Annotated in this window: 21 protein-coding genes; 2 read left to right on the forward strand and 19 right to left on the reverse strand. The window is 70.3% G+C overall.

Going from position 1 to position 20,419, the window contains the following annotated elements; all coding sequences use genetic code 11:
- The first annotated feature begins 32 nt into the window (after nucleotides 1–32).
- Nucleotides 33–689, forward strand: coding sequence for an NAD(P)H-dependent oxidoreductase (locus tag KHC28_RS05560; protein ID WP_214007347.1), 657 nt, complete (start codon nucleotides 33–35; stop codon nucleotides 687–689).
- Here the strand turns inward: KHC28_RS05560 and KHC28_RS05565 are convergent.
- From KHC28_RS05565 to KHC28_RS05625, 13 genes are all read right to left on the reverse strand, one after another.
- The gene (locus KHC28_RS05565; protein WP_214007348.1) at nucleotides 638–1,639 is read right to left on the reverse strand and encodes a dihydroxyacetone kinase subunit DhaK; all 1,002 of its coding nucleotides are present in this window, start codon (nucleotides 1,637–1,639) and stop codon (nucleotides 638–640) included. The two genes, KHC28_RS05560 and KHC28_RS05565, sit on opposite strands and share 52 nt — an antisense overlap.
- 51 nt (nucleotides 1,640–1,690) lie before the next feature.
- The gene (locus tag KHC28_RS05570) at nucleotides 1,691–2,098 is read right to left on the reverse strand and encodes a hypothetical protein (RefSeq protein WP_214007349.1); all 408 of its coding nucleotides are present in this window, start codon (nucleotides 2,096–2,098) and stop codon (nucleotides 1,691–1,693) included.
- A 3-nt stretch (nucleotides 2,099–2,101) separates the two neighbouring features.
- Entirely contained in the window at nucleotides 2,102–3,871 is a 1,770-nt protein-coding gene (locus KHC28_RS05575; RefSeq protein ID WP_246564368.1) for a putative PEP-binding protein, read from the reverse strand.
- On the reverse strand, nucleotides 3,831–4,193 hold the full coding sequence (locus KHC28_RS05580; protein ID WP_214007350.1) for an HPr family phosphocarrier protein: 363 nt from the start codon (nucleotides 4,191–4,193) through the stop codon (nucleotides 3,831–3,833). The genes KHC28_RS05575 and KHC28_RS05580 overlap by 41 nt, the downstream gene beginning before the upstream one ends.
- Nucleotides 4,193–4,615, reverse strand: coding sequence for a dihydroxyacetone kinase phosphoryl donor subunit DhaM (gene dhaM / locus KHC28_RS05585; protein ID WP_214007351.1), 423 nt, complete (start codon nucleotides 4,613–4,615; stop codon nucleotides 4,193–4,195). Before dhaM ends, KHC28_RS05580 begins: the two co-directional genes overlap by 1 nt.
- Entirely contained in the window at nucleotides 4,612–5,244 is a 633-nt protein-coding gene (dhaL, locus tag KHC28_RS05590) for a dihydroxyacetone kinase subunit DhaL (protein WP_214007352.1), read from the reverse strand. Before dhaL ends, dhaM begins: the two co-directional genes overlap by 4 nt.
- A gap of 25 nt (nucleotides 5,245–5,269) precedes the next feature.
- Nucleotides 5,270–6,904, reverse strand: a complete 1,635-nt coding sequence (locus tag KHC28_RS05595; RefSeq protein WP_214007353.1) for a dihydroxyacetone kinase subunit DhaK — start codon at nucleotides 6,902–6,904, stop codon at nucleotides 5,270–5,272.
- Nucleotides 6,905–7,055: 151 nt separating this feature from the next.
- A complete protein-coding gene (locus KHC28_RS05600; RefSeq protein ID WP_214007354.1) occupies nucleotides 7,056–8,072 on the reverse strand; it encodes an ABC transporter ATP-binding protein in 1,017 nt (338 codons plus the stop codon).
- Nucleotides 8,065–9,207 carry an ABC transporter ATP-binding protein gene (locus KHC28_RS05605; RefSeq protein WP_214007355.1) on the reverse strand — a complete coding sequence of 381 codons (1,143 nt, stop codon included), beginning with the start codon at nucleotides 9,205–9,207 and terminating at the stop codon, nucleotides 8,065–8,067. The genes KHC28_RS05600 and KHC28_RS05605 overlap by 8 nt, the downstream gene beginning before the upstream one ends.
- A gap of 4 nt (nucleotides 9,208–9,211) precedes the next feature.
- The gene (locus tag KHC28_RS05610) at nucleotides 9,212–9,436 is read right to left on the reverse strand and encodes a hypothetical protein (protein WP_214007356.1); all 225 of its coding nucleotides are present in this window, start codon (nucleotides 9,434–9,436) and stop codon (nucleotides 9,212–9,214) included.
- Nucleotides 9,433–10,401 carry a carbohydrate ABC transporter permease gene (locus KHC28_RS05615; protein WP_214007357.1) on the reverse strand — a complete coding sequence of 323 codons (969 nt, stop codon included), beginning with the start codon at nucleotides 10,399–10,401 and terminating at the stop codon, nucleotides 9,433–9,435. The genes KHC28_RS05610 and KHC28_RS05615 overlap by 4 nt, the downstream gene beginning before the upstream one ends.
- The gene (locus KHC28_RS05620) at nucleotides 10,398–11,333 is read right to left on the reverse strand and encodes a carbohydrate ABC transporter permease (protein ID WP_246564403.1); all 936 of its coding nucleotides are present in this window, start codon (nucleotides 11,331–11,333) and stop codon (nucleotides 10,398–10,400) included. Before KHC28_RS05620 ends, KHC28_RS05615 begins: the two co-directional genes overlap by 4 nt.
- 239 nt (nucleotides 11,334–11,572) lie before the next feature.
- A complete protein-coding gene (locus KHC28_RS05625; protein WP_214007359.1) occupies nucleotides 11,573–12,907 on the reverse strand; it encodes an ABC transporter substrate-binding protein in 1,335 nt (444 codons plus the stop codon).
- A gap of 196 nt (nucleotides 12,908–13,103) precedes the next feature.
- On the opposite strand from KHC28_RS05625, the gene KHC28_RS05630 reads away from it, so the two are divergent.
- Nucleotides 13,104–13,562, forward strand: a complete 459-nt coding sequence (locus KHC28_RS05630) for a YbaK/EbsC family protein (RefSeq protein WP_214007360.1) — start codon at nucleotides 13,104–13,106, stop codon at nucleotides 13,560–13,562.
- A gap of 50 nt (nucleotides 13,563–13,612) precedes the next feature.
- On the opposite strand, the gene KHC28_RS05635 is transcribed toward KHC28_RS05630, so the two are convergent.
- Genes KHC28_RS05635 through KHC28_RS05660 form a run of 6 tightly spaced genes read right to left on the reverse strand, consistent with a single transcriptional unit; the run spans nucleotide 13,613 to nucleotide 20,403 of the window.
- On the reverse strand, nucleotides 13,613–14,626 hold the full coding sequence (locus KHC28_RS05635; RefSeq protein ID WP_214007361.1) for a diguanylate cyclase: 1,014 nt from the start codon (nucleotides 14,624–14,626) through the stop codon (nucleotides 13,613–13,615).
- 13 nt (nucleotides 14,627–14,639) lie between these two features.
- Entirely contained in the window at nucleotides 14,640–15,656 is a 1,017-nt protein-coding gene (cheB, locus tag KHC28_RS05640) for a chemotaxis-specific protein-glutamate methyltransferase CheB (protein ID WP_214007362.1), read from the reverse strand.
- Between the two features lie 31 nt (nucleotides 15,657–15,687).
- A complete protein-coding gene (locus tag KHC28_RS05645; protein ID WP_214007363.1) occupies nucleotides 15,688–17,976 on the reverse strand; it encodes a hybrid sensor histidine kinase/response regulator in 2,289 nt (762 codons plus the stop codon).
- The gene (locus tag KHC28_RS05650) at nucleotides 17,973–18,644 is read right to left on the reverse strand and encodes a chemotaxis protein CheW (protein WP_214007364.1); all 672 of its coding nucleotides are present in this window, start codon (nucleotides 18,642–18,644) and stop codon (nucleotides 17,973–17,975) included. The genes KHC28_RS05645 and KHC28_RS05650 overlap by 4 nt, the downstream gene beginning before the upstream one ends.
- Nucleotides 18,641–19,942: a CheR family methyltransferase gene (locus tag KHC28_RS05655; RefSeq protein WP_246564370.1), complete on the reverse strand. Its 1,302-nt coding sequence runs from the start codon at nucleotides 19,940–19,942 to the stop codon at nucleotides 18,641–18,643. Before KHC28_RS05655 ends, KHC28_RS05650 begins: the two co-directional genes overlap by 4 nt.
- Nucleotides 19,939–20,403 carry a chemotaxis protein CheW gene (locus tag KHC28_RS05660; RefSeq protein WP_214007365.1) on the reverse strand — a complete coding sequence of 155 codons (465 nt, stop codon included), beginning with the start codon at nucleotides 20,401–20,403 and terminating at the stop codon, nucleotides 19,939–19,941. The genes KHC28_RS05655 and KHC28_RS05660 overlap by 4 nt, the downstream gene beginning before the upstream one ends.
- Nucleotides 20,404–20,419 lie beyond the last annotated feature (16 nt).

Consider the following 20,419-nt stretch of genomic DNA (forward strand, 5'->3'; position numbering starts at 1 on the left):
CATCGTGCCGTCACCCCTTTATGGAGACGACGATGTCCGACGCACTCACCGACGAAGACCCCAGCAGTAAAGCTCCTACCGGCAAGACCCTCGTCCTGCTGTTCCATCCCGATCCCGCCCGCTCGCGCGCCAATGCAAGGCTCGCCGACGCGGCGGCGCGGCGGCCGGATGTCGAGGTGGTCGACATGGCCGCTCTCTACCCGCACGGCATCGACATGGAGGCCGACGGCGCCCGCGAGGCGGCACGGCTCCTCGCCGCCGACCGGCTGGTGCTGCAATTCCCGCTGCTGTGGTACGCGACGCCGCCGCTTCTGAAGGCGTGGCAGGACGCGGTGCTGACCCGCATGTTCTACCTCGCCTATGAAAGCGAGGGCCGGCTCGTGGAGGGCATGCCGCTCCTGCTCGCCCTGACCGCCGGCGGACCGGCCGAGGCCTATCGCTCCGATGCCGGCAACCCGCTGGCGCTCGACGCGCTGCTGGCGCCGCTGCGCGCCACCGCGCATCGCTGCCGTCTCGCGCTCGCCGACCCCTTCATCGTCTACGAGGCCAACAAGGTGCCGGTGGAGGCTCTCGATGCCGCCGCCGAGGCCTATGCGCGACGGCTCGACGACTGGATCGCCGACACGTCGGCGACGCCTCACCAGTTCAGCGCCGGCGTCGCCACCGGGGCGTCCCACAGCGCCAGCTGATCCGTCGTGAGCAGGGCCAGCGTCACCGACAGCCCGGCCATGTCCAGCGAGGTAACGAAGGTCCCGGTGAGCGAGCGCACCGGCGCGAGGCCCCGCGCCTCGAAGAAGCGGTGCGCCAGGCCATAAGCGAGGTAGAGCTCGATCGGCGGCGTGCCGCCGAAGCCGTTGACGACCAGCAGCGGGTGAAGGTCCGGCGCCGCCGTCAGCTCCGGCGGCAATTCGGCGAGGATGGCCGCGCCGAGCTGGCCGATAATGGCATCGGCATCGGCGAAACGGGTACGGTCAAGGCCCGGCTCGCCATGGATGCCGACGCCGATCTCCATCTCCTCCGGCCCGAGCACGAAGGTCTCGCGCGGGTTGTTCGGTATCGCCACGCCGCGCAGGGCGACGCCCATCGAGCGGATGGCGGCGTTGAGCCCGTCGCCCAGCGCCTTCAGCGTGGCGAGATCGGCCCCGCGCTCGGCGGCGGCCCCGATCAGCTTCTCCACCACCACCGTGCCGGCGACCCCGCGCCGGCCACGGCTGCGCACCGCCGGCCCGGTGGCGGCGTCGTCCTCGACGATGACGGTCTCGACGGCATGGCGGCCGGCCGCCATCTCCGCCGCCATCTCGAAATTCATCACGTCGCCGTCGTAATTCTTGACGATCAGCAGGCAGCCGGCTCCGGTATCGGTCTCGTCCATCGCCGCGACGATCTGGTCGGGGGTCGGCGAAGTGAAGACATGGCCGGTGCAGGCGGCATCCAGCATGCCCGACCCGACGAAGCCGGAATGCAGCGGCTCGTGGCCGGCGCCGCCGCCGGAGATCACCGCCACCTTGCCCGGCACCAGCTGGCGCCGCCGGACGAATTTGCGCCCGCCGCCGAAGACGACGAGCTCGGCATGCGCGCGCACAAGCCCGTCGAGGCTCTCGGCGACGAAACGCTCCGGCGCGTTCATGATCTTCTTCATCGCCCGGCGCTCCGGCGCGCAAGCGGGCGGGTGCCGCTATGGTGAAGCCGCTCACTCACCGCCATTCACCAGCGCCGCCATCTTCTGGGCGAACTCGGCGACCGCCTCGTCGAACTGGCGGTTCTTCTTGTCGTCGCCGAAATCCGGCGCCATCAGCGTCAGCGGGCGCAGCCTCTCGCCGCCGCCGGCCTCCGGCAGCTTGCCGGGATGGGCGGCATCATAGGCGAGCAGGAAGCGCTCCTGCTCGGCGGGGCTGAAATGGCAGACGCGGAAGATCGTCGGCAGGTGCCGGGCCGGCAGCGGCGTGTCATAGGCCGGGCTGGTCACCTGGGTGACGAAGCTGCGATGCTTGCCGAGCGCCGAGGCCAGCCGCTGGCGGGTGCCGGAGGGCCGGTTGTCGAGAATGCCGGCCAGCATGGCCTTGTAGGCGATCACCGCCTCGTCGAGCTCCCGCGCCACGTCTCACCCCTCCCCGGCGGGCATGGCGCGCCGCAGCGGGCCGATGGCGGCAAGCCGTGAGGGCGCGACCGAGAAATCGCGGAAGCCGAGGCCGACCAGCCGCGCCAGCGCCTCGGGATCGCCGGCGAGGTCGCCGCAGACCGACAGCGGCTTGCCGAGCGCTTCCGCGGTCGTCGCGATCTGGGCCATCAGGCGGAACAAGGCGGTCTCCGAGCCGGCATTGAGCGGAGCGGCGATGGGATTGTCGCGCGCGGCCGCCGACAGATACTGCATCAGATCGTTGGTCCCCACCGAAAAGAACGCCGCCGCGTCGAACAGGTCGAGCGTGAGGGCGGCGGCCGGCACCTCCACCATGATGCCGAGCGGCGGGCGCCGTGCGGCGATGCCGAGCCGGGCGAGGCGGGCCGCCTCCTCGTCGAACAACGCGGCCATGGCGACGACCTCCTGCGGCAGCGTCACCATCGGCAGCAGCACGCTGACGGAGCCATGGGCCGCCGGGCCTTCCGCCGCCGCGCGCAGGATCGCCCGCGCCTGGATGCGGGCGAGATCGGGATGCGCCAGCAGGAAGCGGATGCCCCGCTCGCCGAGCAGCGAGGCCGGACCGCCCTCGACGAGGCCGGGCAGCGCCTTGTCGCCGCCGAGATCGAGCAGCCGCAGCCGCACCGGGCGACCGGGGAAGCGCGCGAGGATGGTGCGGTAGCAGTCGACGTGCCGTTCCTCGCTCAGCGCCTCGGCCGGCGAGAGGAACAGGAATTCGGTGCGCACCAGCCCGACGCCGTCCACCGTGGCGGGATCGACGGCGGCGAGGTCGGACAGGCTGTTGAGATTGACGCTCAGCCGGAACGCCCCGCCCGGCCCGGCGACGGCGGCGGGAACGATGGCCGGAAGCGGCGGCGCGACCGGATCGACCGGATCGAGGCCGACCCGCCCGGCCGTGCCGTCGACGAGCAGCGGCTGGCCGGCGGCGACGGCGAGCGGCCCGAGGCCGATGACCATCGGCACGCCGCGCGCGCGGGCCAGCATGGCCACATGGCTCACCGTGCTGCCGGCACAGAGCGCGATGCCGCCGCCCTTCGACCAGTCATGGGCGAGAAACAGGCTCGGCGGCATGTCGTCGCCGACATAGATCGCGGCGGCGGGGAAATCGGCGCGCGGCCGGCCGGCCAGCGCATCGAGCACACGCTGCCGGAGATCGGCGAGATCGGCGGCCCGCGCGGCGAAGGCGTCTTCGCCGGCGCCGCGCTCCCCAACCACATCGGCGAAGGCGTCTTCGCCGGTGCCGCGCTCTCCAACCCCATCGGCGAAGGCGTCTTCGCCGGTGCCGCGCTCTCCAACCCCATCGGCGAAGGCGTCTTCGCCGGCGCCGCGCCCCTCGACCACATCGGCAAAGGTGTCCTCGGTCCCGTGGCCGTCATCGGCGACCAGCGCGGCGATGTGGGCGTCCATCGCGCCGGCCCAGGCCAGCGCCGCGCCCTCCCCCCTGGCGATGCGCGCGAGCGCCGGCTCCATCAGGTCGTCGTCGAGCAGCATCTCGATCTGAAAGTCGAGCACGCCGGCGCTCTGGGCATCGGCGCCGGCGGCCAGCGCCCGCAATTCGCCGATCGCCACCCCGACCGCGCCGGCCAGCGCGGCGCGCGCGTCCTCCCCGGCCGCCGCCGGGGGCGCGGCCGGCGCCAGGGCGCGGAACGCCGGGCCGCAGGCGCGGCCGGGCGAGGCCGCCTTGCCGGTCAGCTCACGCGGGCCGGCCATCCGGACGACCATCGGCACGGGCATTCTTGCGGTCCTCGTCGAAATTGCGCCGCACCAGCTCGCCGAGCGCGACGATCGCCTCCTCGGCGCGAAAGCCCTCGGCGCGGATGCGCAGACGGGTGCCGCGACGGATGCGGGCGCCCATGATCTTGACGATGCTCTTGCCGTTCAGCCAGTCCGGCGAGCCGTCCACCGCCACCTCGATGGCGCAGGGAAAGCTCTTGGCCAGCCGGGTGAAGGCGACCGAGGGGCGCGCATGCAGGCCGATGCCGTGGGTGACTTCCACCTCGGTCTGCCAGCGGGCGCCGCTGCGCTCGCGCGGAAAGGCGGGGCTGGGCTCGCTCATCAGGGGGACAGCTCCTCGGCGGTCGCCACCACCTTGGCGAGGCTGGAGCCGCCCGACGCCTCGGCGGCGGCCACCACCGCGCCCTCGACGAGCGGGGCGTTGCAGATGGCGACGCGGGCCGCCCGCGCCGGGCCCAGCCGCTCGACCGCCATCTCGCTATTGGTCTCGGCGCCGCCGAGATCGACGAAGATCGCCACCCCGGCCTCCGACCACGCCGCCTCGATCGCCGCCGCGATGCCGGCGACATGGGTGCCGAGCCCGCCCTCGACATTGCCGCCGGTCCAGGCGAGCGGCACGCAGTCGCCGACCATCTGGCGCACCATGTCGGCGGCGCCCTTCGCCACCAGCGGCGAATGCGACACGATGACGATGCCCACATTGGCCGGGGACGGCGCGGAGGGCTGGTCGGCACGCGCGTTCATGACGGGCGATGCTCCTCGAAATAGCCGCAGATGGCGGCGGTGAGCAGGGCGCAGCTGGAGGCGCCGGGATCCTCATGGCCGATGGAACGGGCGCCGAGAAACGACGCCCGGCCGCGCCGCGCCTGCATCGGCCCGGTGGAATGGGCCGCCGAGCGGGCGCAGGCGGCGATGTCGCCCGGCGGCGAGCGCCTTACCAGCTCGGCCTGCACCGGGTAAAGCACGTCGAGCAGCGTCTTGTCGCCGGGACCGGAGCGGCCGCGCCGCGCCACGGCGGCGATGGCGCGCTCCAGAGGCGCGGCGAGATCGTCGGGCGCGGCGAGGTCGCCAGCCCCGGCATCGCCGGGCAGCGCCCGGCCGAGCTCCATCAGCAGCGTGCCGTAGAGCGGGCCGGCGGCGCCGCCGATATTCATCACCAGCACCAGGCCAATGCGCTCCAGCGCCGCCGGCAGCGGCAGGGCGGCGATGGCGTCGCGCTCGGCGAACACCGCCTCGAGGCCGCGCCGCATATTGGCGCCGTGGTCGCCGTCGCCGATGGCACTGTCGAGCGCGCTCAGATGCTCGCCATGCCGGTCGATCTCCGCCCGGCACAGGGCGATCAGCGCGGCGAGATCGGCGGCGGCGAGATGCATCGGCTCCACCCCTGTGCTGGTTCCACTATCCCCGCGCGAGCGCCGCGAACACCGCGGCCACCGCCACCGCACCGGGATCGGCCGAGCCTTCGAGATCACGCGCCGCGACATAGGAGGCGCGGCCGGCGCGGGCATGGGTCATCGCCTTGGTGGCTTCGGCGCCGGCGCCCGCCGCCTCGGCGGCGCTGGCGATGCCGCCGGAAGCCAACGCCTTCAGGCCGGGATCGAGCGCGTCGACCATGGTGCGGGCGCCGAGCGTGGCGCCGCCATAGAAGGTCATGCGGTCGAGGCCGGCGATCAGCGCGGCGGGGATGTCCTTGCCCTCGGCGACCGCCTTGGCGCTCGCGGTGAAGAAGATCGACAAAAGCACGCCGCTCGACCCGCCCATGGCGGTGGCCAGCGTCTCGCCGATGACGCCCAGCGTCGCGGCGGTGTCGGCGAGCGGCAGGGAGGCGAGCTTGCCCTCGATGGCGCGGGCGCCGGTGGCGACGGTGGAGCCGGTGTCGCCGTCGCCCGCCTTGGCATCGAGGCGGTTCAGCTCCGCCTCCAGCCCGATGAGGGTGGCGCAGGCGGTGCGGATCACCGCCTCGGCGGTGGCATCGCCGCTGGCGAGCGGGATCTCGACACGCGGCGCGGCGGGCGCCGGCACCACGGCGACCGGACCGGCCGTCACCGCCGGACGCCAGGCCAGCGGCTCGACCGGCGAGGCCAGCGCCGCTTCCCGCGCGGCATCGAGCTTGAGGAAGGACAGCGAGAAGCCGTTCATGTTCAGCGCCGTCATCAGCGCCTGCGGGCCGATCACCAGCTTCACCCCGGCGCCGAGCGGCGCACGCAGCACGCTGTCGGCGATCAACGACATCTCCAGGGGCGGCACGGCGCCGAGATTATTGACCAGCAGGGCGTAGCTGGCGCCGACTTCGAGCTTCGGCGCCAGATGCTCGCCCATCAGCGCCACCAGCGCATCGACCGGCTGCACCGCGATACGCTCGACGCCCGGCTCGCCATGGATGCCGAGGCCGAGCTCGCCCTCGGCCTCGCCGAGCCGCTCGGTGAAATTCTGGCCGGGGATCGAGCAGGAGGAGAACGACACGCCGAGCGAGGCGATGTCGTGCGCCGCCGCCTTGGCCGCCGCCGCCACGCTGGCGAGATCGGCGCCCGCCTCGGCGTGATGGCCGGCGATCTTGTGCACGAACAGCGTGCCGGCGATGCCGCGCGGCTGCGGCAGGTCGGGCAGCGCGATGTCGTCGGCGACGATCACCACCTCGACCTTGAAGCCCTCGGCGCGGGCGCGCTCGGCGGCGAGGCCGAAATTCAGCCGGTCGCCGGTGTAGTTCTTCACCACCAGGAGGCAGCCCGGCGCGCCGGTGACCGCGCGGATGGCGGTGAGCACCGCTTCCACGCTCGGCGAGGCGAAGATCTCGCCCGACACCGCGGCGGTGAGCATGCCGCGGCCGACGAAGCCGGCATGCGAGGGCTCGTGGCCGGCGCCGCCGCCGGAGACCACCGCCACCTTCGACCTGTCCCAATCGGCGCGGAGGACGACCTTGATGTCGGGATAGGTGTCGAGCCGGGCCAGCCGGCCGGGCGGGGTGGTACGGATGAGACCGTCCAGCGCCTCGGTGACGATGGCCTCGCGGCGGTTGAAGAAATGCTTGGTCATTGCTTCCGATCCCCAGAGCCCGCCCCGACCGGATCGGGCTCACTCTCCTGAATCCGGCGCCTCTTCCTATCGACCGGGCAACGGGCCCGACCGGAAGAGGCGCTGGCCGACACATGATGCGACGCAGCGAACCGCGCCGCTTGTCTTCATGTCACGCGAGGCGCTGCCCGTCGCCACCGAAATAGAGCGGCTGGCGCAATCGCACGCTGACCCGGTCGCCCGCCTCGACCGGCAGGTCGGGATCGGCCAGCGTCACCAGCTTGTGGCCGTCGACCTTGATGTGCAGGTGGTTCTGGTCGCCGAGATGCTCGATCCAGTCGACCTCGGCATTGCCGGTGATGCCCTCGCCGGTGCGGGCGATCTCCAGATGCTCGGTGCGCGCGCCGATGGTGCGGGTGCCAGCCGGCGTGGCGGCATCGGGCAGCAGGCCGGGCGGCATCAGGTTGATGTGCGGCTGACCAAGCCGGGCGGCGACGTGCAGATTGGCCGGGTTGGCGTAGATCTCGCGCGGGGTGCCGATCTGCACCAGCCGCCCCTCCGCGAGGATGCCGATGCGGTCGGCCATGGTCATCGCCTCGATCTGGTCGTGGGTGACGTAGAGCAGCGTCGCGCCGAGCTCCTTCTGGATGCGCTTGAGCTCTAGCCGCAGTTCGCCGCGCAGCTTGGCGTCGAGCGAGGAGAGCGGCTCGTCCATGAGATAGATCGAGGGCCGGCGCACCAGCGCCCGGCCGATGGCGACGCGCTGCATCTCGCCGCCCGACAGCCTTGTCGAGCGGTTCTCCAGCTTGTGGTCGATGCGCACCATCTTCGCCACCTGCCGCACCCGGGCGTCGATGGTCGCCTTGTCCATGCGCCGCGCCGGCGAGCGCAGCGGGAAGGCGAGGTTCTCGTAGACGGTGAGATGCGGGTAGAGCGAATATTGCTGGAACACGAAGGCGACGTCGCGCCCGGCGGGGGACTCGCCGTTCATCGGCCGCCCGCCGATCTCCACCGTACCGGCATCCGGCTTCTCCAGCCCGGCGATGAGGCGCAGCGTGGTGGTCTTGCCGGCGCCGGTGGGGCCGAGCAGCACCACGAATTCGCCATCGGCGATGGCGAGGTCGAGACTGTCGACGGCGCGCTTGTCGCCGAAGCTGCGGGTGACGCCCTTCAGCGTGACATCAGCCATGATGGGCCTCCAGATCGCGCATTTCGCGGTGGCGGGTGTCGCGCGCCAGCACACCCTCATGCAGCACCGAGGGAACGGCGCGGCCGCTGCGGCAATCGAACAGCGACAGCCGGTCGGCGACGAAGGCGAGGCCGACGCGGTCGCCGATGCGGTAGCTGCGCTCGGCCGGCAGACGGGCGCGGACGAGGCCGCCCGCCGTCTCCACCGTGACGATCTGGTTGGTGCCGAGATATTCCGCGCCATAGATCGCCCCGCGCAGCGGCGAGGCATCCGAGAAGCGGATGTGTTCGGGACGCACGCCCAGAGCGAGCTCGCCCTCGGCGACGTCGGCGCGCAGCTCGGGCATCTGCACATCCGCCCCGTCGATGCGGGCGATGCGGGCGCCCTTCGGCAGGCCGGCGGTGAAGCGCAGGAAGTTCATCGGCGGCGAGCCGATGAAGTCGGCGACATACATCGAGGCCGGGCGGTTGTAGATCTCGCGCGGGGTGGCGAACTGCTCGATGATGCCGTGATTCATCACCGCGATCTTGTCGGCCATCGCCATCGCCTCGATCTGGTCATGGGTGACGTAGACCGTGGTGGCGTGGATGCGGTTGTGCAGTTCGCGGAGCTCGCGGACCATCACGTCGCGGAACTCGGCGTCGAGCGTGCCGAGCGGCTCGTCCATCAGGAAGCATTTCGGCCGCCGCACGATGGCGCGGCCCAGCGCCACGCGCTGGCGGTCGCCGCCGGCGAGGCCGGAGACCGACTTGTCGAGGATGTGGTCGATCTGCAGGAGCTTCGCCGTCTCCTCGACGCGGCGCTTTATCTCCGCCTTCGGCACGCCCTGCGACAGCAGCGGGAAGCCGATGTTCTTCCGCACGTTCATGTGCGGGTAGAGCGCGAAGAGCTGGAAAACGAAGGCGATGTCGCGCTCGCTGGCCCGCTTGTAGGTGACGTCCTCGCCGCCGAGATGGATGGCACCGCCGGTGGGCAGCTCCAGCCCGGCGATCATGCGCAGCGTGGTGGTCTTGCCGCAGCCGGACGGCCCGAGAAGGGCGAGGAACTCGCCATCCTCGACGGTGAAGGAGGAATCCTGCACCGCGACGAACTCGCCGAAGGCCTTGCGGAGGTGGTCGACCCTGATCTCGGCCATCGGCCTACTCCGGGAATTTCGACACGATGGTGAACATCAGCGTGCCGGCGAGGAGGGTGATGAAGGAATAGGTGTAGAGCACCAGCGCGAAGGGCTGGAACAGCATGAGGAAGCCGAGCGCGATGAGGGCGACGGCAAGCATTTCCATCGGGCCGCGCCGCAGGAAGAACGGGCGGCGGGGCTTGTTCGGAACGAGGGACTTGCGGGTGGCGAGCGTGTGATCGGTCATTTGCGCACCGCCCCGAAGGTGATGCCGCGCAGCAGCTGTTTGCGCAGCAGGATGGTGAAGACCAGGATCGGCACCAGGAAGATGGTGGTGCCCGCCGCCACCGCCGGCCAGTCCTGCCCGCCCTCGCCGATGATGGTGGGGATGAAGGGCGGCGCGGTCTGCGCGCTGCCCGAAGTGAGCAGCGAGGCGAAGGCGTACTCGTTCCAGGCGAAGATCAGGCAGAAGATCGCGGTGGCGGCGATGCCCGTCGTCGCCTGCGGCAGCACCACCTTGAAGAAGGCCTGAAGGCGGGTGTAGCCGTCGATCATCGCGGCTTCCTCGTATTCGCGCGGGATCTCGTCGATGAAGCCCTTGAGCAGCCAGACGGCGAGCGAGACGTTCACCGCGGTGTAGAGCAGCATCATGCCGAGCGCGGTGTCGGACAGGCCGAGCTGGCGGTACATCAGGTAGATCGGGATGGCGACCGCGATGGGCGGCATCATCCGCGTCGACAGGATGAAGAACAGAAGGTCGTCGGCCAGCGGCACCTTGAAGCGCGAGAAGCCATAGGCGGCCAGCGTGCCGAGCGACACGGCGAGGAAGGTCGAGCCGAAGGCGATGATCAGCGAATTGGCGAAGCGCGGCAGGAAGTTGGACGGGCCGGCGATCACCATGTTGCGCTCGCGGGTCACCGCGTCGCACACGCCCGACGGCGGCGGCAGCGCGGCGATGTAGTCCGGCGTCTGCCGCGTGCGGGTGGTGAAGAGGTTGCAGTAGCCCTCGAGCGACGGCGTGAACAGGATCTTCGGCGGATAGGAGATCGAATCCGGCGGCGACTTGATCGAGGTGAGGAAGATCCACACCAGCGGCACCAGCGTGATGAGCGCGTAGAGGATGACGAGGGCGCCGGCGATGCGCTTGGTGCGCAAACTCGGCTCGACGACGGAATGGGCGGTGACGGCGGGGGCGGCCTTGGTGGTGCTCATCTCTGCTTCACCTTGTTCAGCGCCTTCACATAGATGTTGGCGAGGCCGAACACCGCGACGAACAGCACGATGGCGAAGGCGGAGGACCGCCCGGTCGCCCAGGCCTCGAAGGCGTCTCGCTTGAGCGCGATCGAGGCGACCTCGGTGGTCGAGCCCGGCCCGCCGCCGGTGAGCAGGTTCACCATGTCGAACATCTTGAAGTTCTCGATGCCGCGGAACAGCACGGCGAGCATGATGAAGGGCAGCGCCATCGGCACGGTGATCGACCAGAACTGCCGCCAGGGCGAGGCGCGGTCGACCTCGGCCGCCTCGTAGATGTAGTCGGGGATGGAGCGCAGCCCGGCGAGGCAGATCAGCATGACGTAGGGCGTCCACATCCAGGTATCGACGATGATGATCGCCCACGGCGCGAGATGGACGTTGCCGAGCATCTGGATGTCGGAGGTCGGAATGCCCGACACGAAGGAGACGGCATAGGCGAACAGGCCGATCTGCGGCTCGTAGAGGAAGCGCCAGAAATTGCCCACCACCGCCGGCGACAGCATCATCGGGATGAGGATCAGCGTGGTCCAGAAGGCGTGGCCGCGGAACTTGCGGTCGATGAGATAGGCCAGCGTGAAGCCGATCAGCGTCTGCAGCACGATGGTCCAGAACACGAAATGCGCCGTGGTCTGCATCGACGCCCAGATGTCGGGGTCGTTGAGGATGCGCGAGTAATTGCCGAGCCCGACATTCTGCACCACCGCATTGGGCCGGTTGGCGCGGAAATTGGTGAAGGACAAGTAGATCGCCCAGAACAGCGGGAAGATGTTGATCGCCAGCAAGAGCACGATGGTCGGGGCGATGAACAGCCAGGCGATGGCCCGGTCGGACAGGCCGCGCACCCTTGCGGCGAGCGGCTCGGGCGTCGCGCGGATGGCCGCGTCGGCCATCTTGTCGGAGAAGGTGTCGTGTGAAGCGGTCACGTTCGCATCCGAGGTGATGAGCGTTGCGGTCCGACAGGGCGACCCGGTCCGGCAGGAGCGGGCCGGGTCGCAGTCGGAGGGTCGCGATCGGGAACCCGTACGGCCCGGCTCCCGGTCGCCGCGCCCGGCCATGACAGCCGGTCGCGGGGCGGGCGACCGGAGGGCGGTCCGGTCAGGACGGACCGCCGGCCGGTCGGATGGCGGCCTCAGATCTTGCCGTCGTCCTTGAAGACCTCGGTCCAGTCCTTGACCAGACCATCGAGCGCTTCCTTCGCCGTGCCCTTGCCGGCGATGACGTAGTCATGCACCCGCTTCTGCATCGCCTGCAAAAGCTCGGCATAGCTCGGCTCGGCCCAGAAATCCTTGACGATGGCCATGGATTCCAGGAAGGCCGGCGCATAGGGCTGGCTGGTCTTGAAGCTGGGCGCGTCGACCACCGCCTTCAGGCAGGAAAAGCCGCCGAGCTGCCACCATTTCTGCTGCACGTCCGGCTGGGCGAACCACTTGATGTACTGGAGCGCCGCGTCCTTCTTGTCCGAATAGGACACCACCGAGATGCCCTGCCCGCCCAATTGGGCGAAATGGTACTTCTCGGCCGGATTGGGGAAGAAGCCGATGCGGTTGCCGCCGACCTTCTCGTCCTTGTAGAGGCCGGGCCAGGTGAAGGCGAAGTTCATCTGCATCGCCACCTGACCGGATTTGAAGGCGTCGGCCGATTCCACCATGTAGACGTTCGACGCGCCCGGCGGGGTGCAGCAATCGTAGAGCGCCTTGTAGAATTCGAGGCCCTTCACCGCATCCGGCGAATTGACGTAGCCCTGCATCTCATAGGGCTTCTTGGGGTTGTCATACATGAAGCCCCAATCGTACAGGACGTTGGTGACGCCCATGGTGATGCCTTCCGAGCCGCGCTCGGTATAGATCGAGGCACCGTAGACGGTCTTGCCGTCGATCTGCCGCTTCTGGAAGAACTCGGCGATCTGCTTCAGCTGGGTGTAGGTCTTGGGCGCCGCGAGGTCCCAGCCATACTTGGCCTTGAACTCCTTCTGCAGCTCCGGCTTCTCGAACCAGTCCTTGCGGTAGGTCCAGCCCACCACGTCGCCCATCGCCGGCAGCGCCCAGTAGTTCGGCGTGTTCTTCGGCCATTCCGAATAACCCACGACCGTCGCCGGCACGAAGTCATCCATCTTGATGCCTTCCTTGGCGAAGAAGTCGTTCAGCTTCACGTAGTGGCCATTCTCCGCCGAGCCGCCGACCCACTGGCTGTCGCCGATGATCAGGTCGCACAGCTTGCCGTGCGAGTTGAGCTCGTTGAGGAAGCGGTCGGCATAGCTCGTCCACGGGACGAACTCGAACTTCATGTCGATCTTGGTCTTGGCGGTGAAATCCTTGGACAGCTCGACCAGCGCGTTGGCCGGGTCCCAGGCCGCCCAGCACAGCGTCAGCTGCTCGGCCTTGGCCGCCTGCGGCACGGCGAGCGTGCCGGCGAACGCTCCAAACGCAACCGCAGCCCCAAGAAGGGGCCTCAACGTCTTCAGCATGTTCTCCTCCCAGGGAACGAGGCGGGTCTTCTGCCCCCTCGATTGGCGTTCGCGTACCGGTGGCGTCCGGTCACGTTCAGTGTTGTGTTTAGTTATGTCCGAATCGCTCAACATGACAAGAGTGATTCGTTGCTGCGCCGCAGCGGGCGAATCAGGCATGGTCGGCCGCAATGGAAAGCGGGAGCGCGCGGCGAGGATGAGCGTCCAATCGGTCAGGGATTTTCTCGACGCCACGGCGCCCGACATCGCCATCGTCGAGCTGGAGGCGCGCACCGCCACCGTCGCCGAGGCGGCGGCCGGGCACGGCGTCGCGGCGGCGCAGATCGCCAAGACGCTGTCGCTGCGGGTGGGCGAGCGCGCCTTCCTGCTGGTAGCCGGCGGAGAGGCGCGGCTCGACAACGCCAAGGCCAAGGCGGCCTTCGGCGGCAAGACCCGAATGCTCGACGCCGAGGAGGTGACGGCGCTCACCGGCCATCCGATCGGCGGCGTCTGCCCGTTCGGCCTCGCGACGCCGCTGCCGGTCTATTGCGACGTGTCGCTGAAGGCCTTCGACGAGGTGGTGCCGGCGGCCGGCTCGCCCTATGCCGCGCTGCGGATCGCGCCCGACCGCATGGCCGCGATCACCGGCGCCGCCTGGGTCGACGTCTGCCGGTGAGAGATTAGCCGGCGAAAAATCGGCAGGGAAGCCTCGGCGCCCTCACACGGCTAGCGGTCGCCGGGACGGCTCAGCTCGTAGCGGTCCTTGCCGGACGCCTTGGCGCGGAACAAGGCGAGGTCGGCGGCGGTGATGATCGCCTCCGGCGACTCGCCTTCCGGCTGCATCGAGGCGACGCCGACGCTGACCGTCACCTGCTTGCCGCCGTGCGGGATGCCGAGATTGCGGACGTTCTGCACCAGTCGCTCGGCGGCGACCTGCGCCTCCTCGATGCCGGTGTTCAGCAGCACCACGACGAACTCCTCGCCGCCGAAGCGTGCCGCCAGATCGCCGGCGCGGCTGGCGCTGACGCGAATGGCGTCGGCCACCCGTCGCAGCACGTCGTCGCCGGCGAGATGGCCATAGGTGTCGTTGTAGTCCTTGAACTGGTCGACATCGATCATCAGCACCGACAGCGTCAGGCCGCCGCGCAGGGCGCGCCGCCACTCCGCCATCATGTACTCGTCGAAATAGCGCCGGTTGCCGAGGCTGGTCAGCCCGTCAATGCGGGTGAGGCGCTCGAGCTCCAGATTGGCCTGCATCAGCTGGCGCTGGCTCTCGCGCAGCGCGGCATAGGCGGCATCGCGCTGGAGGTGATCGAGATAGGCGCGGCTGTGATAGCGGATGCGGGCGATCAGCTCGATGCGGTCCGGCAGCTTGACGAGATAGTCGTTCGCGCCGGCCTGGAACGCCGCGCTCTTGGTCGCCGCCTCGTCCTTCGCCGACAGCACGATGACCGGCACGGATTGCAGAGTCGGATGCTCCCGGTAGTGCCGCACCAGAGCGAGGCCATCTATGCCGGGCATGACGAGGTCCTGCAGGATCACCGTCGGCTTCAGTTCCTCGGCAACCCGGATCGCCTCCTGGGCGTTGGTGCAGTAGTGCAGGTCGATATCCGCTTCGCCCAGAAGAGCCCGCCGGACCGCCTCGCAGATCAGTACCTGGTCGTCGACCAGCAGCACCAGCGAGAGATAACCTTCCGCCAGGGGCGGCACATTGGCCGGGAAAGCGGCGCTGTTGCTCATCGTACCAAGCCCGTCATTGCGAACGCCCGAACACCGCCGTCAGGCGCCGGGCGATCAGGTCGAGGGGAAGTATTTCGGCCGCGGCGCCTATCGCTGCGGCAGCTTTCGGCATTCCGTAAACCGCGCTGCTGTCCTTGTCCTGCGCAATCGTGAGGTGATGCGCGTCGCGGAGCATTTTAAGGCCGAGCGCGCCGTCCCGGCCCATGCCGGTGAGCAGCACGGCGACGGTATCGCCGCGCCACAGCCGGGCGACGCTCTTGAAGAACACGTCGACCGAGGGGCGGTAGGGATAGGCCCGCGGGTCCGGCGTATAGGCCATCACGCCGGTGGCAGTCAGGATGAGGTGATCGGCGGAGGCCGCGATCAGCACCGTGCCGACCTCCGGCCGGTCGCCCTCCAGCGCCGGGCGCACCTTCAGCGCGGTGTGCTGGCCGAGCCAGGAGGCGAGGCCGGGGACGAATTTCTCGTCGACATGCTGCACCAGGATCAGCGCGGCGGGGAAATCCGCCGGCAGGCCGGCGAGCAGCGTCGCCACCGCCGCCGGACCGCCGGCCGAGGCGCCGATCACCACCAATGGCGGCACCGGGCCGGCCGCCGCGACGGCCGGCGGCGCCTGGCGCGGCGAGCGGCCGTCGCCGATCAGCTTGCCGATGGTGGTGATCTTGGTCAGCAGCACGTCGGCCTGGATCGACATGCCCTCGGCGAGGTTCACCGAGGGAATGTCGACGGCATCGAGCGCGCCATGGCCCATCGCCTCGTAGACGCCGGGAATGTTGCCGTCGACGCTGGCGATGACGAGGAGGATCGGGCACGGCGTGTCCCGCATGATCCGCCGCGTCGCCTCCACCCCGTCCATTTCCGGCATGACGAGGTCCATCAGCAGGAGGTCGGGCAGGTCGCGCCGGCACGCCTCCACAGCCTCGCGCCCGTTGGAGGCGATCCAGGCCACCTCGTGCTCATGGGTGCCGGCGACCGCCCGCCGCAGCACTTCCGCCGCCAGCGGCAGATCGTTGACGATGCCGATCCTCATCCCGCGCCCCACATGATGCCCGCCCGCTCCCTCACCCCATCGCCCCGCCGATGAGATCCTCGACCGCGTGGATCAGGGTCTCGTCGTGGAAGCTGCTCTTGGTGAGATAATAGTCCGCGCCGGCGTCGAGACCACGGCGCCGGTCCTCTTCGCGATCCTTATAGGACACGATCATCACCGGCAGGCGGTTGAGGCGCGGGTCGCGCTTGATCAGCGTCACCAGCTCGATGCCGTCCATGCGCGGCATGTCGACATCGGTGACCACCAGGTCGAAAGCCTCGGAGCGCACCGCGTTCCAGCCGTCCATGCCGTCGACGGCGATTTCCACCGCATAGCCGTGCTGCTCGAGCAGCTTGCGCTCCAGCTCGCGCACGGTGAGCGAATCGTCCACCACCAGCACCCGCTTGCGCCGGTGCTGCACCGCGGCGGCACGGCCCTGGCGCAGGCCGCGGAACGCCCCCGCCGCGGCGAGCTTGTCGGCCGATTGCAGCAGGTCGTCCATGTCGACGATCAGTACCGGCGCGCCGTCCTCCATCAGCGCCGCCGCGCTGATGTCCTTGATCTTGCCCAGCCGCGGATCGAGCAGCCGCACCACCAGCTCGCGCTCGCCGAGGAAGCGGTCGACGATCAGCCCATAGGTATTCTCGCCCTCGCCGATCACCACCACGGCGAGTTCGGCCTCGTCCGCCCGCGCTGCGCCGCGCTCCAAAAGCTCATGCGCGGTGACCAGCCCGACCGGTCGGTCGCCGAAGCGGAAATGCGGGCGTCCCTCCAGGGTCTCGATGGCCGTGCGCTCCAGCTTGAGCGTGCGGGTGATGCCGGCGAGCGGCAGCGCATAGGGCTCGCCGTCGACCTCCACCAGCAGGGTACGGATCACCGACAGGGTGAGCGGCAGCTCGAACAGAAAGCGCGTGCCCTCGCCGAGGCGGGTGGAGATCACCACCCGGCCGCGCATCTCCTTCACCGTCGCCTGCACCGCGTCGAGCCCGACGCCGCGGCCGGAGACGTCGCTCACCGTCGGCTTCATCGAGAAGCCGGGCAGGAACAGGAATTCCAGCAGCTCCGCCTCGCTCAGCCGGGCGGCGGCCTCCCCGGCGATCAGCTGGCGCTCCACCACCACCCGCCGCAGCCGGTCGAGATCGATGCCGCGCCCGTCATCGGCGATGATGATCTGCAAGAGGCCGGCAGTATGGCGCGCCTCCAGCCGGATCAACCCCTCGGCCGGCTTGCCGACCGCCAGCCGCTCCTCCGGCGTCTCGAGGCCGTGGTCGATGGCGTTGCGCAGCAAATGGCCGAGCGGCGTGTCGAGCTGATCGAGGATGTCGCGGTCGATGCCGGTAGGGCCACCGACGATGGCGAGCCGCGCCTGCTTGCCGAGCGCACGACTGAGGTCACGCACGGTGCGCGAATAGCCGCGCACGCCGTCCTCGAACGGGCGCATGCGGCTCTCCAGCGTCTCGGCATAGAGGCGGTTGGCGAGATCGGTGCCGCGCCGGTCGATCGAATCGAGCTCGGCGAGCCGCATGGCGAGATAGTCGCGGCTCTCGCCCAGCGCCGAGCGGGCGACGGCGAGCGCCTGCGCGGCCGGCCCGTCCTCCTCGTCCACCGGCAGCCCGGCGCGGACGGTGTCGAGCGCACGGGCGAGCTCGGCATGTTGCCGCCGCAGCCGCTGGAGGCTGTCGGCGAACGGCCGCAGCCTCCGGGCCTCGATCAACGATTCGCCGGCGAGGCCGAGCAGCCGCGTCATGCTCTGGGCGGTGATGCGGATCATCCGCTCGGTGGCGACCGGCGCGGCCTCGGCCGCCGGGAACGACGCGGGCACCGAGGGGAGCACCTCGTCCGGGACCAGCGCAGCGACCGGCGCGGGAGGCATGGGCGACACGGACGGTATTTCGACGAGCACCGGCGCCGCGTCGGCCGGCGGCTCGGGACGCAAGCCGCCCTCCAGAGCCTGCAGGAAAGCGGCGATGCGGGGCTCCGCGGCCGCGCCGGCGCCCTCCTCGGCGGCGAGCACGCCGAGCAGGTCGACACCCTTGAGCAGGGCGTCGATATGCTCCTGGCTCAGCCGCAGCTGGCCGTGCTGCGCGGCGACGAGGCATTCCTCCATCGCGTTGGCGACCCGCACCGCCGGCATCAGCTCGACGATGCGCGCCGCGCCCTTCAGCGAATGCGCCGCCCGCATCGCCGCTTCCAGCTCGGCGCTGGCCACCGGGTCGCGCTCCAGCGCCAGCAGGCTGGCGGTGAGCGCCTGCGACTGCATGTCGAGCTCGGCCCGGAACAGGTCGAGCATGGAGAAGCTGCCGTAATCCGGGGTGCTCATGCGATCCCCCGGTCGACGGCGTCGAGGACGAGCTCGCCGTCGAGGCGCCCCAGCATGCGGCCCTGCCAGGCGATCATCGAAGTGGCGAAGCTGGACGCCGCCTTGCCGATCGTCGCCGGCAGCGCCAACACGTCGCGCGCCGCGTGCTGGTGCAGGCCGTGCACCTCGTCGACGCGGAAAGCGACCCGGCGCCGGTCATGGCCGAGCACGACGAGACGCGGAAAGGCGGTGATGCGGCTCTCCGCCTCGCCTTCCGCCTCGCCGAGGCCGATCAGCGCGGCGAAGGAAATCTCCACCAGCAATTCGCCGCGAATGTTCACCACGCCGAGCACCAGCTGGTCGCGCCGATGCGGCAGCGTGTGGCGCGGGCGCGGCTCGGTGATCTCCTGCACGAGCCCGGCGGGCAGCGCCAGCCATTCGTCGGCGAGGCGGAACACCAGGATGCGCCGCTCGGCGACCTCGCTCGCCTCCGCCGCCGCCTCCTCGTCGGGAACCTCGGCGAAATAGCGCGCCCATTCCTCGCGGTAGCCGGGCGGCAGCGCACGGTCGAGCAGGCGGCTCGCCGCCGCCTGGTGCGCGGCGTCGCGGTGCGACAGCTCGGCCCCCACAGATGAGGACGTCTCAGCCGCCGCAGGCGGGGGCAGTTCGTCATCGGCGCCGGGGCTCATCGCCGCTCACTCCTCTTCTCGAGCCGCCGAAGACGGTCGCCGAGTGCCTTCGCCCCCGCGACATCGCCCTGCCGGCGCAGCAGCAGCGCCAGATGCGCCAGCGCCTCGCCATGGTCCGGCGCCAGATAGAGCACCTTGCGATAGGCCTCGACCGCCTCGACCGCCGCCCCGTCGGCATCGCAGGCGAGGCCGAGCAGATAGAGCGCCGCCGCCGACGGCCCGAACGCCTCGATATGCCGGCGGGCCGCCTGCCGCGCATCGCCGAGCCGGCCTTCATTGGCCGCCCGCTCGACGGCGGCGAGACTGTCGGCCGCCGCATTGCCTGGCGGAGCTACGGGCGCGGGAACCGGCGCGGCGACGGGCAGCGGCACGACGGCCGGGCGCGGCGTATGCGCGCGTGCCGGCGCCGGCCGGGCTGCCGGCATCCGGAGGGCCGGCTTCGGCCCGGAATTGCCGGCCGCCGGCTTGGTGGCCGCGGGCTTGGTGGCCGCCGGCTTGGTGGCTGCCGGCTTGGCGAAGGCGAACGCCATCGGAATGCGGAGCGAGGCGAAGCCCCGCATCAGCGGCAGGCCGGCCTCCCCCGAGCCGACCACCAGCATGGCGTGCGGCGCCATCAGCCGGTCCAGCCGGTCGAGCGCCCGCTCCTGGGTGTCGCGGTCGAAATAGATCAGCAGGTTGCGGCAGAACACCACGTCATAGGGCGGCACGTCGGCCGCCACCGGATCGAGCAGGTTGCCATGGCGAAACCGCACCTGGCGACGGATGTCGGCATGCGGCCGGTGCCCGCCTTCCACCGCGTTGAAGTGCCGGTCGCGGAACTCGACATCGGCGCCGCGGAACGAGTTGCGGCCATAGACGGCGTGCGCGGCAGTCGTGAGGTTGCGGGTGGAGATGTCGACGGCGTCGATGGCGAAGTCCGTGGCAGCGAAGCCGGCGTCGAACAACGCCATCGCCATGGAATAGGGCTCCTCCCCGGTCGAACAGGGCAGGCTGATCAGCCGCAGCGGGCGCCCGTTGGCCGGCCCGTCCGGCACGCGCATCGCCCGCCCGCGGTCCGCCATGGCGGCATAGGCCTTGGGATCGCGGAAGAACCACGTCTCCGGCACGATGACCGCGTTGATGAGTTCCTGCAGTTCCTGCGGCGTCGCGGTCAGGCGGCGCCAATAAGCGGCGGGATCGGTGACAGCACAGGCGGCCATGCGCTGCTTCAGCGCGAAGTTCAGCCCGGAGGCACCGACCGTCCCGGCGTCGAGGCCGATGCGCTCGTGCAGCAAGTGCTCGACGTCGTCGAGGATCATGCGTCCGCTCCGGCCGGTCGGAACAGGATGGCGCGGATCTCCTCGCTGAGCAGCGCGGGGGCGCGCACCCACTGGACGAAACCGTCCGCATCGGCGGCGACCGGGCCGAGCCAGGCCGGCGTGCCCGCCTCGACGCCGGTGGCGGCGAACGCCGCCGGGTCGCGCTGGATGGTGTCGATCACCCGCTCGGCGCACAAGGCGAGCCGGTGCTCTCCCTCGCCGGGCGCGGGATAGCGCACCAGGATGATGCGGGTGCTCATCACCAGCGCCGAGGGCTCGCCGGTCGCCAGCGCGCTGAGGTCGATCAGCGGCACCGGATCGCCGCGATAATTGATCACCCCGACCACGCCGGGCGGCGCGCCGGGCAGCGCCTTGGCCGCCATCAGCGGCAGCACCTGCTCGATCTGCTCGACGTCGAGGACGTAGCGATCCTTGCCGATGCGGAACATCAGGAACAGCATCGTGCCTTCCCCGTCG

This window comes from Ancylobacter sonchi, assembly GCF_018390695.1.
Lineage (GTDB): Bacteria > Pseudomonadota > Alphaproteobacteria > Rhizobiales > Xanthobacteraceae > Ancylobacter > Ancylobacter sonchi.

Bases quoted from the DNA above. Each gene is read 5' to 3' on its own strand.
- KHC28_RS05560 (WP_214007347.1), top strand. From the start codon at position 33: ATGTCCGACGCACTCACCGACGAAGACCCCAGCAGTAAAGCTCCTACC.
- KHC28_RS05565 (WP_214007348.1), bottom strand. From the start codon at position 1,639: ATGAAGAAGATCATGAACGCGCCGGAGCGTTTCGTCGCCGAGAGCCTC.
- KHC28_RS05575 (WP_246564368.1), bottom strand. From the start codon at position 3,871: ATGCCCGTGCCGATGGTCGTCCGGATGGCCGGCCCGCGTGAGCTGACC.
- KHC28_RS05580 (WP_214007350.1), bottom strand. From the start codon at position 4,193: ATGAGCGAGCCCAGCCCCGCCTTTCCGCGCGAGCGCAGCGGCGCCCGC.
- dhaM (WP_214007351.1), bottom strand. From the start codon at position 4,615: ATGAACGCGCGTGCCGACCAGCCCTCCGCGCCGTCCCCGGCCAATGTG.
- dhaL (WP_214007352.1), bottom strand. From the start codon at position 5,244: ATGCATCTCGCCGCCGCCGATCTCGCCGCGCTGATCGCCCTGTGCCGG.
- KHC28_RS05595 (WP_214007353.1), bottom strand. From the start codon at position 6,904: ATGACCAAGCATTTCTTCAACCGCCGCGAGGCCATCGTCACCGAGGCG.
- KHC28_RS05600 (WP_214007354.1), bottom strand. From the start codon at position 8,072: ATGGCTGATGTCACGCTGAAGGGCGTCACCCGCAGCTTCGGCGACAAG.
- KHC28_RS05605 (WP_214007355.1), bottom strand. From the start codon at position 9,207: ATGGCCGAGATCAGGGTCGACCACCTCCGCAAGGCCTTCGGCGAGTTC.
- KHC28_RS05610 (WP_214007356.1), bottom strand. From the start codon at position 9,436: ATGACCGATCACACGCTCGCCACCCGCAAGTCCCTCGTTCCGAACAAG.
- KHC28_RS05615 (WP_214007357.1), bottom strand. From the start codon at position 10,401: ATGAGCACCACCAAGGCCGCCCCCGCCGTCACCGCCCATTCCGTCGTC.
- KHC28_RS05620 (WP_246564403.1), bottom strand. From the start codon at position 11,333: ATGGCCGACGCGGCCATCCGCGCGACGCCCGAGCCGCTCGCCGCAAGG.
- KHC28_RS05625 (WP_214007359.1), bottom strand. From the start codon at position 12,907: ATGCTGAAGACGTTGAGGCCCCTTCTTGGGGCTGCGGTTGCGTTTGGA.
- KHC28_RS05630 (WP_214007360.1), top strand. From the start codon at position 13,104: ATGAGCGTCCAATCGGTCAGGGATTTTCTCGACGCCACGGCGCCCGAC.
- KHC28_RS05635 (WP_214007361.1), bottom strand. From the start codon at position 14,626: ATGAGCAACAGCGCCGCTTTCCCGGCCAATGTGCCGCCCCTGGCGGAA.
- cheB (WP_214007362.1), bottom strand. From the start codon at position 15,656: ATGAGGATCGGCATCGTCAACGATCTGCCGCTGGCGGCGGAAGTGCTG.
- KHC28_RS05645 (WP_214007363.1), bottom strand. From the start codon at position 17,976: ATGAGCACCCCGGATTACGGCAGCTTCTCCATGCTCGACCTGTTCCGG.
- KHC28_RS05650 (WP_214007364.1), bottom strand. From the start codon at position 18,644: ATGAGCCCCGGCGCCGATGACGAACTGCCCCCGCCTGCGGCGGCTGAG.
- KHC28_RS05655 (WP_246564370.1), bottom strand. From the start codon at position 19,942: ATGATCCTCGACGACGTCGAGCACTTGCTGCACGAGCGCATCGGCCTC.
- KHC28_RS05660 (WP_214007365.1), bottom strand. From the start codon at position 20,403: ATGCTGTTCCTGATGTTCCGCATCGGCAAGGATCGCTACGTCCTCGAC.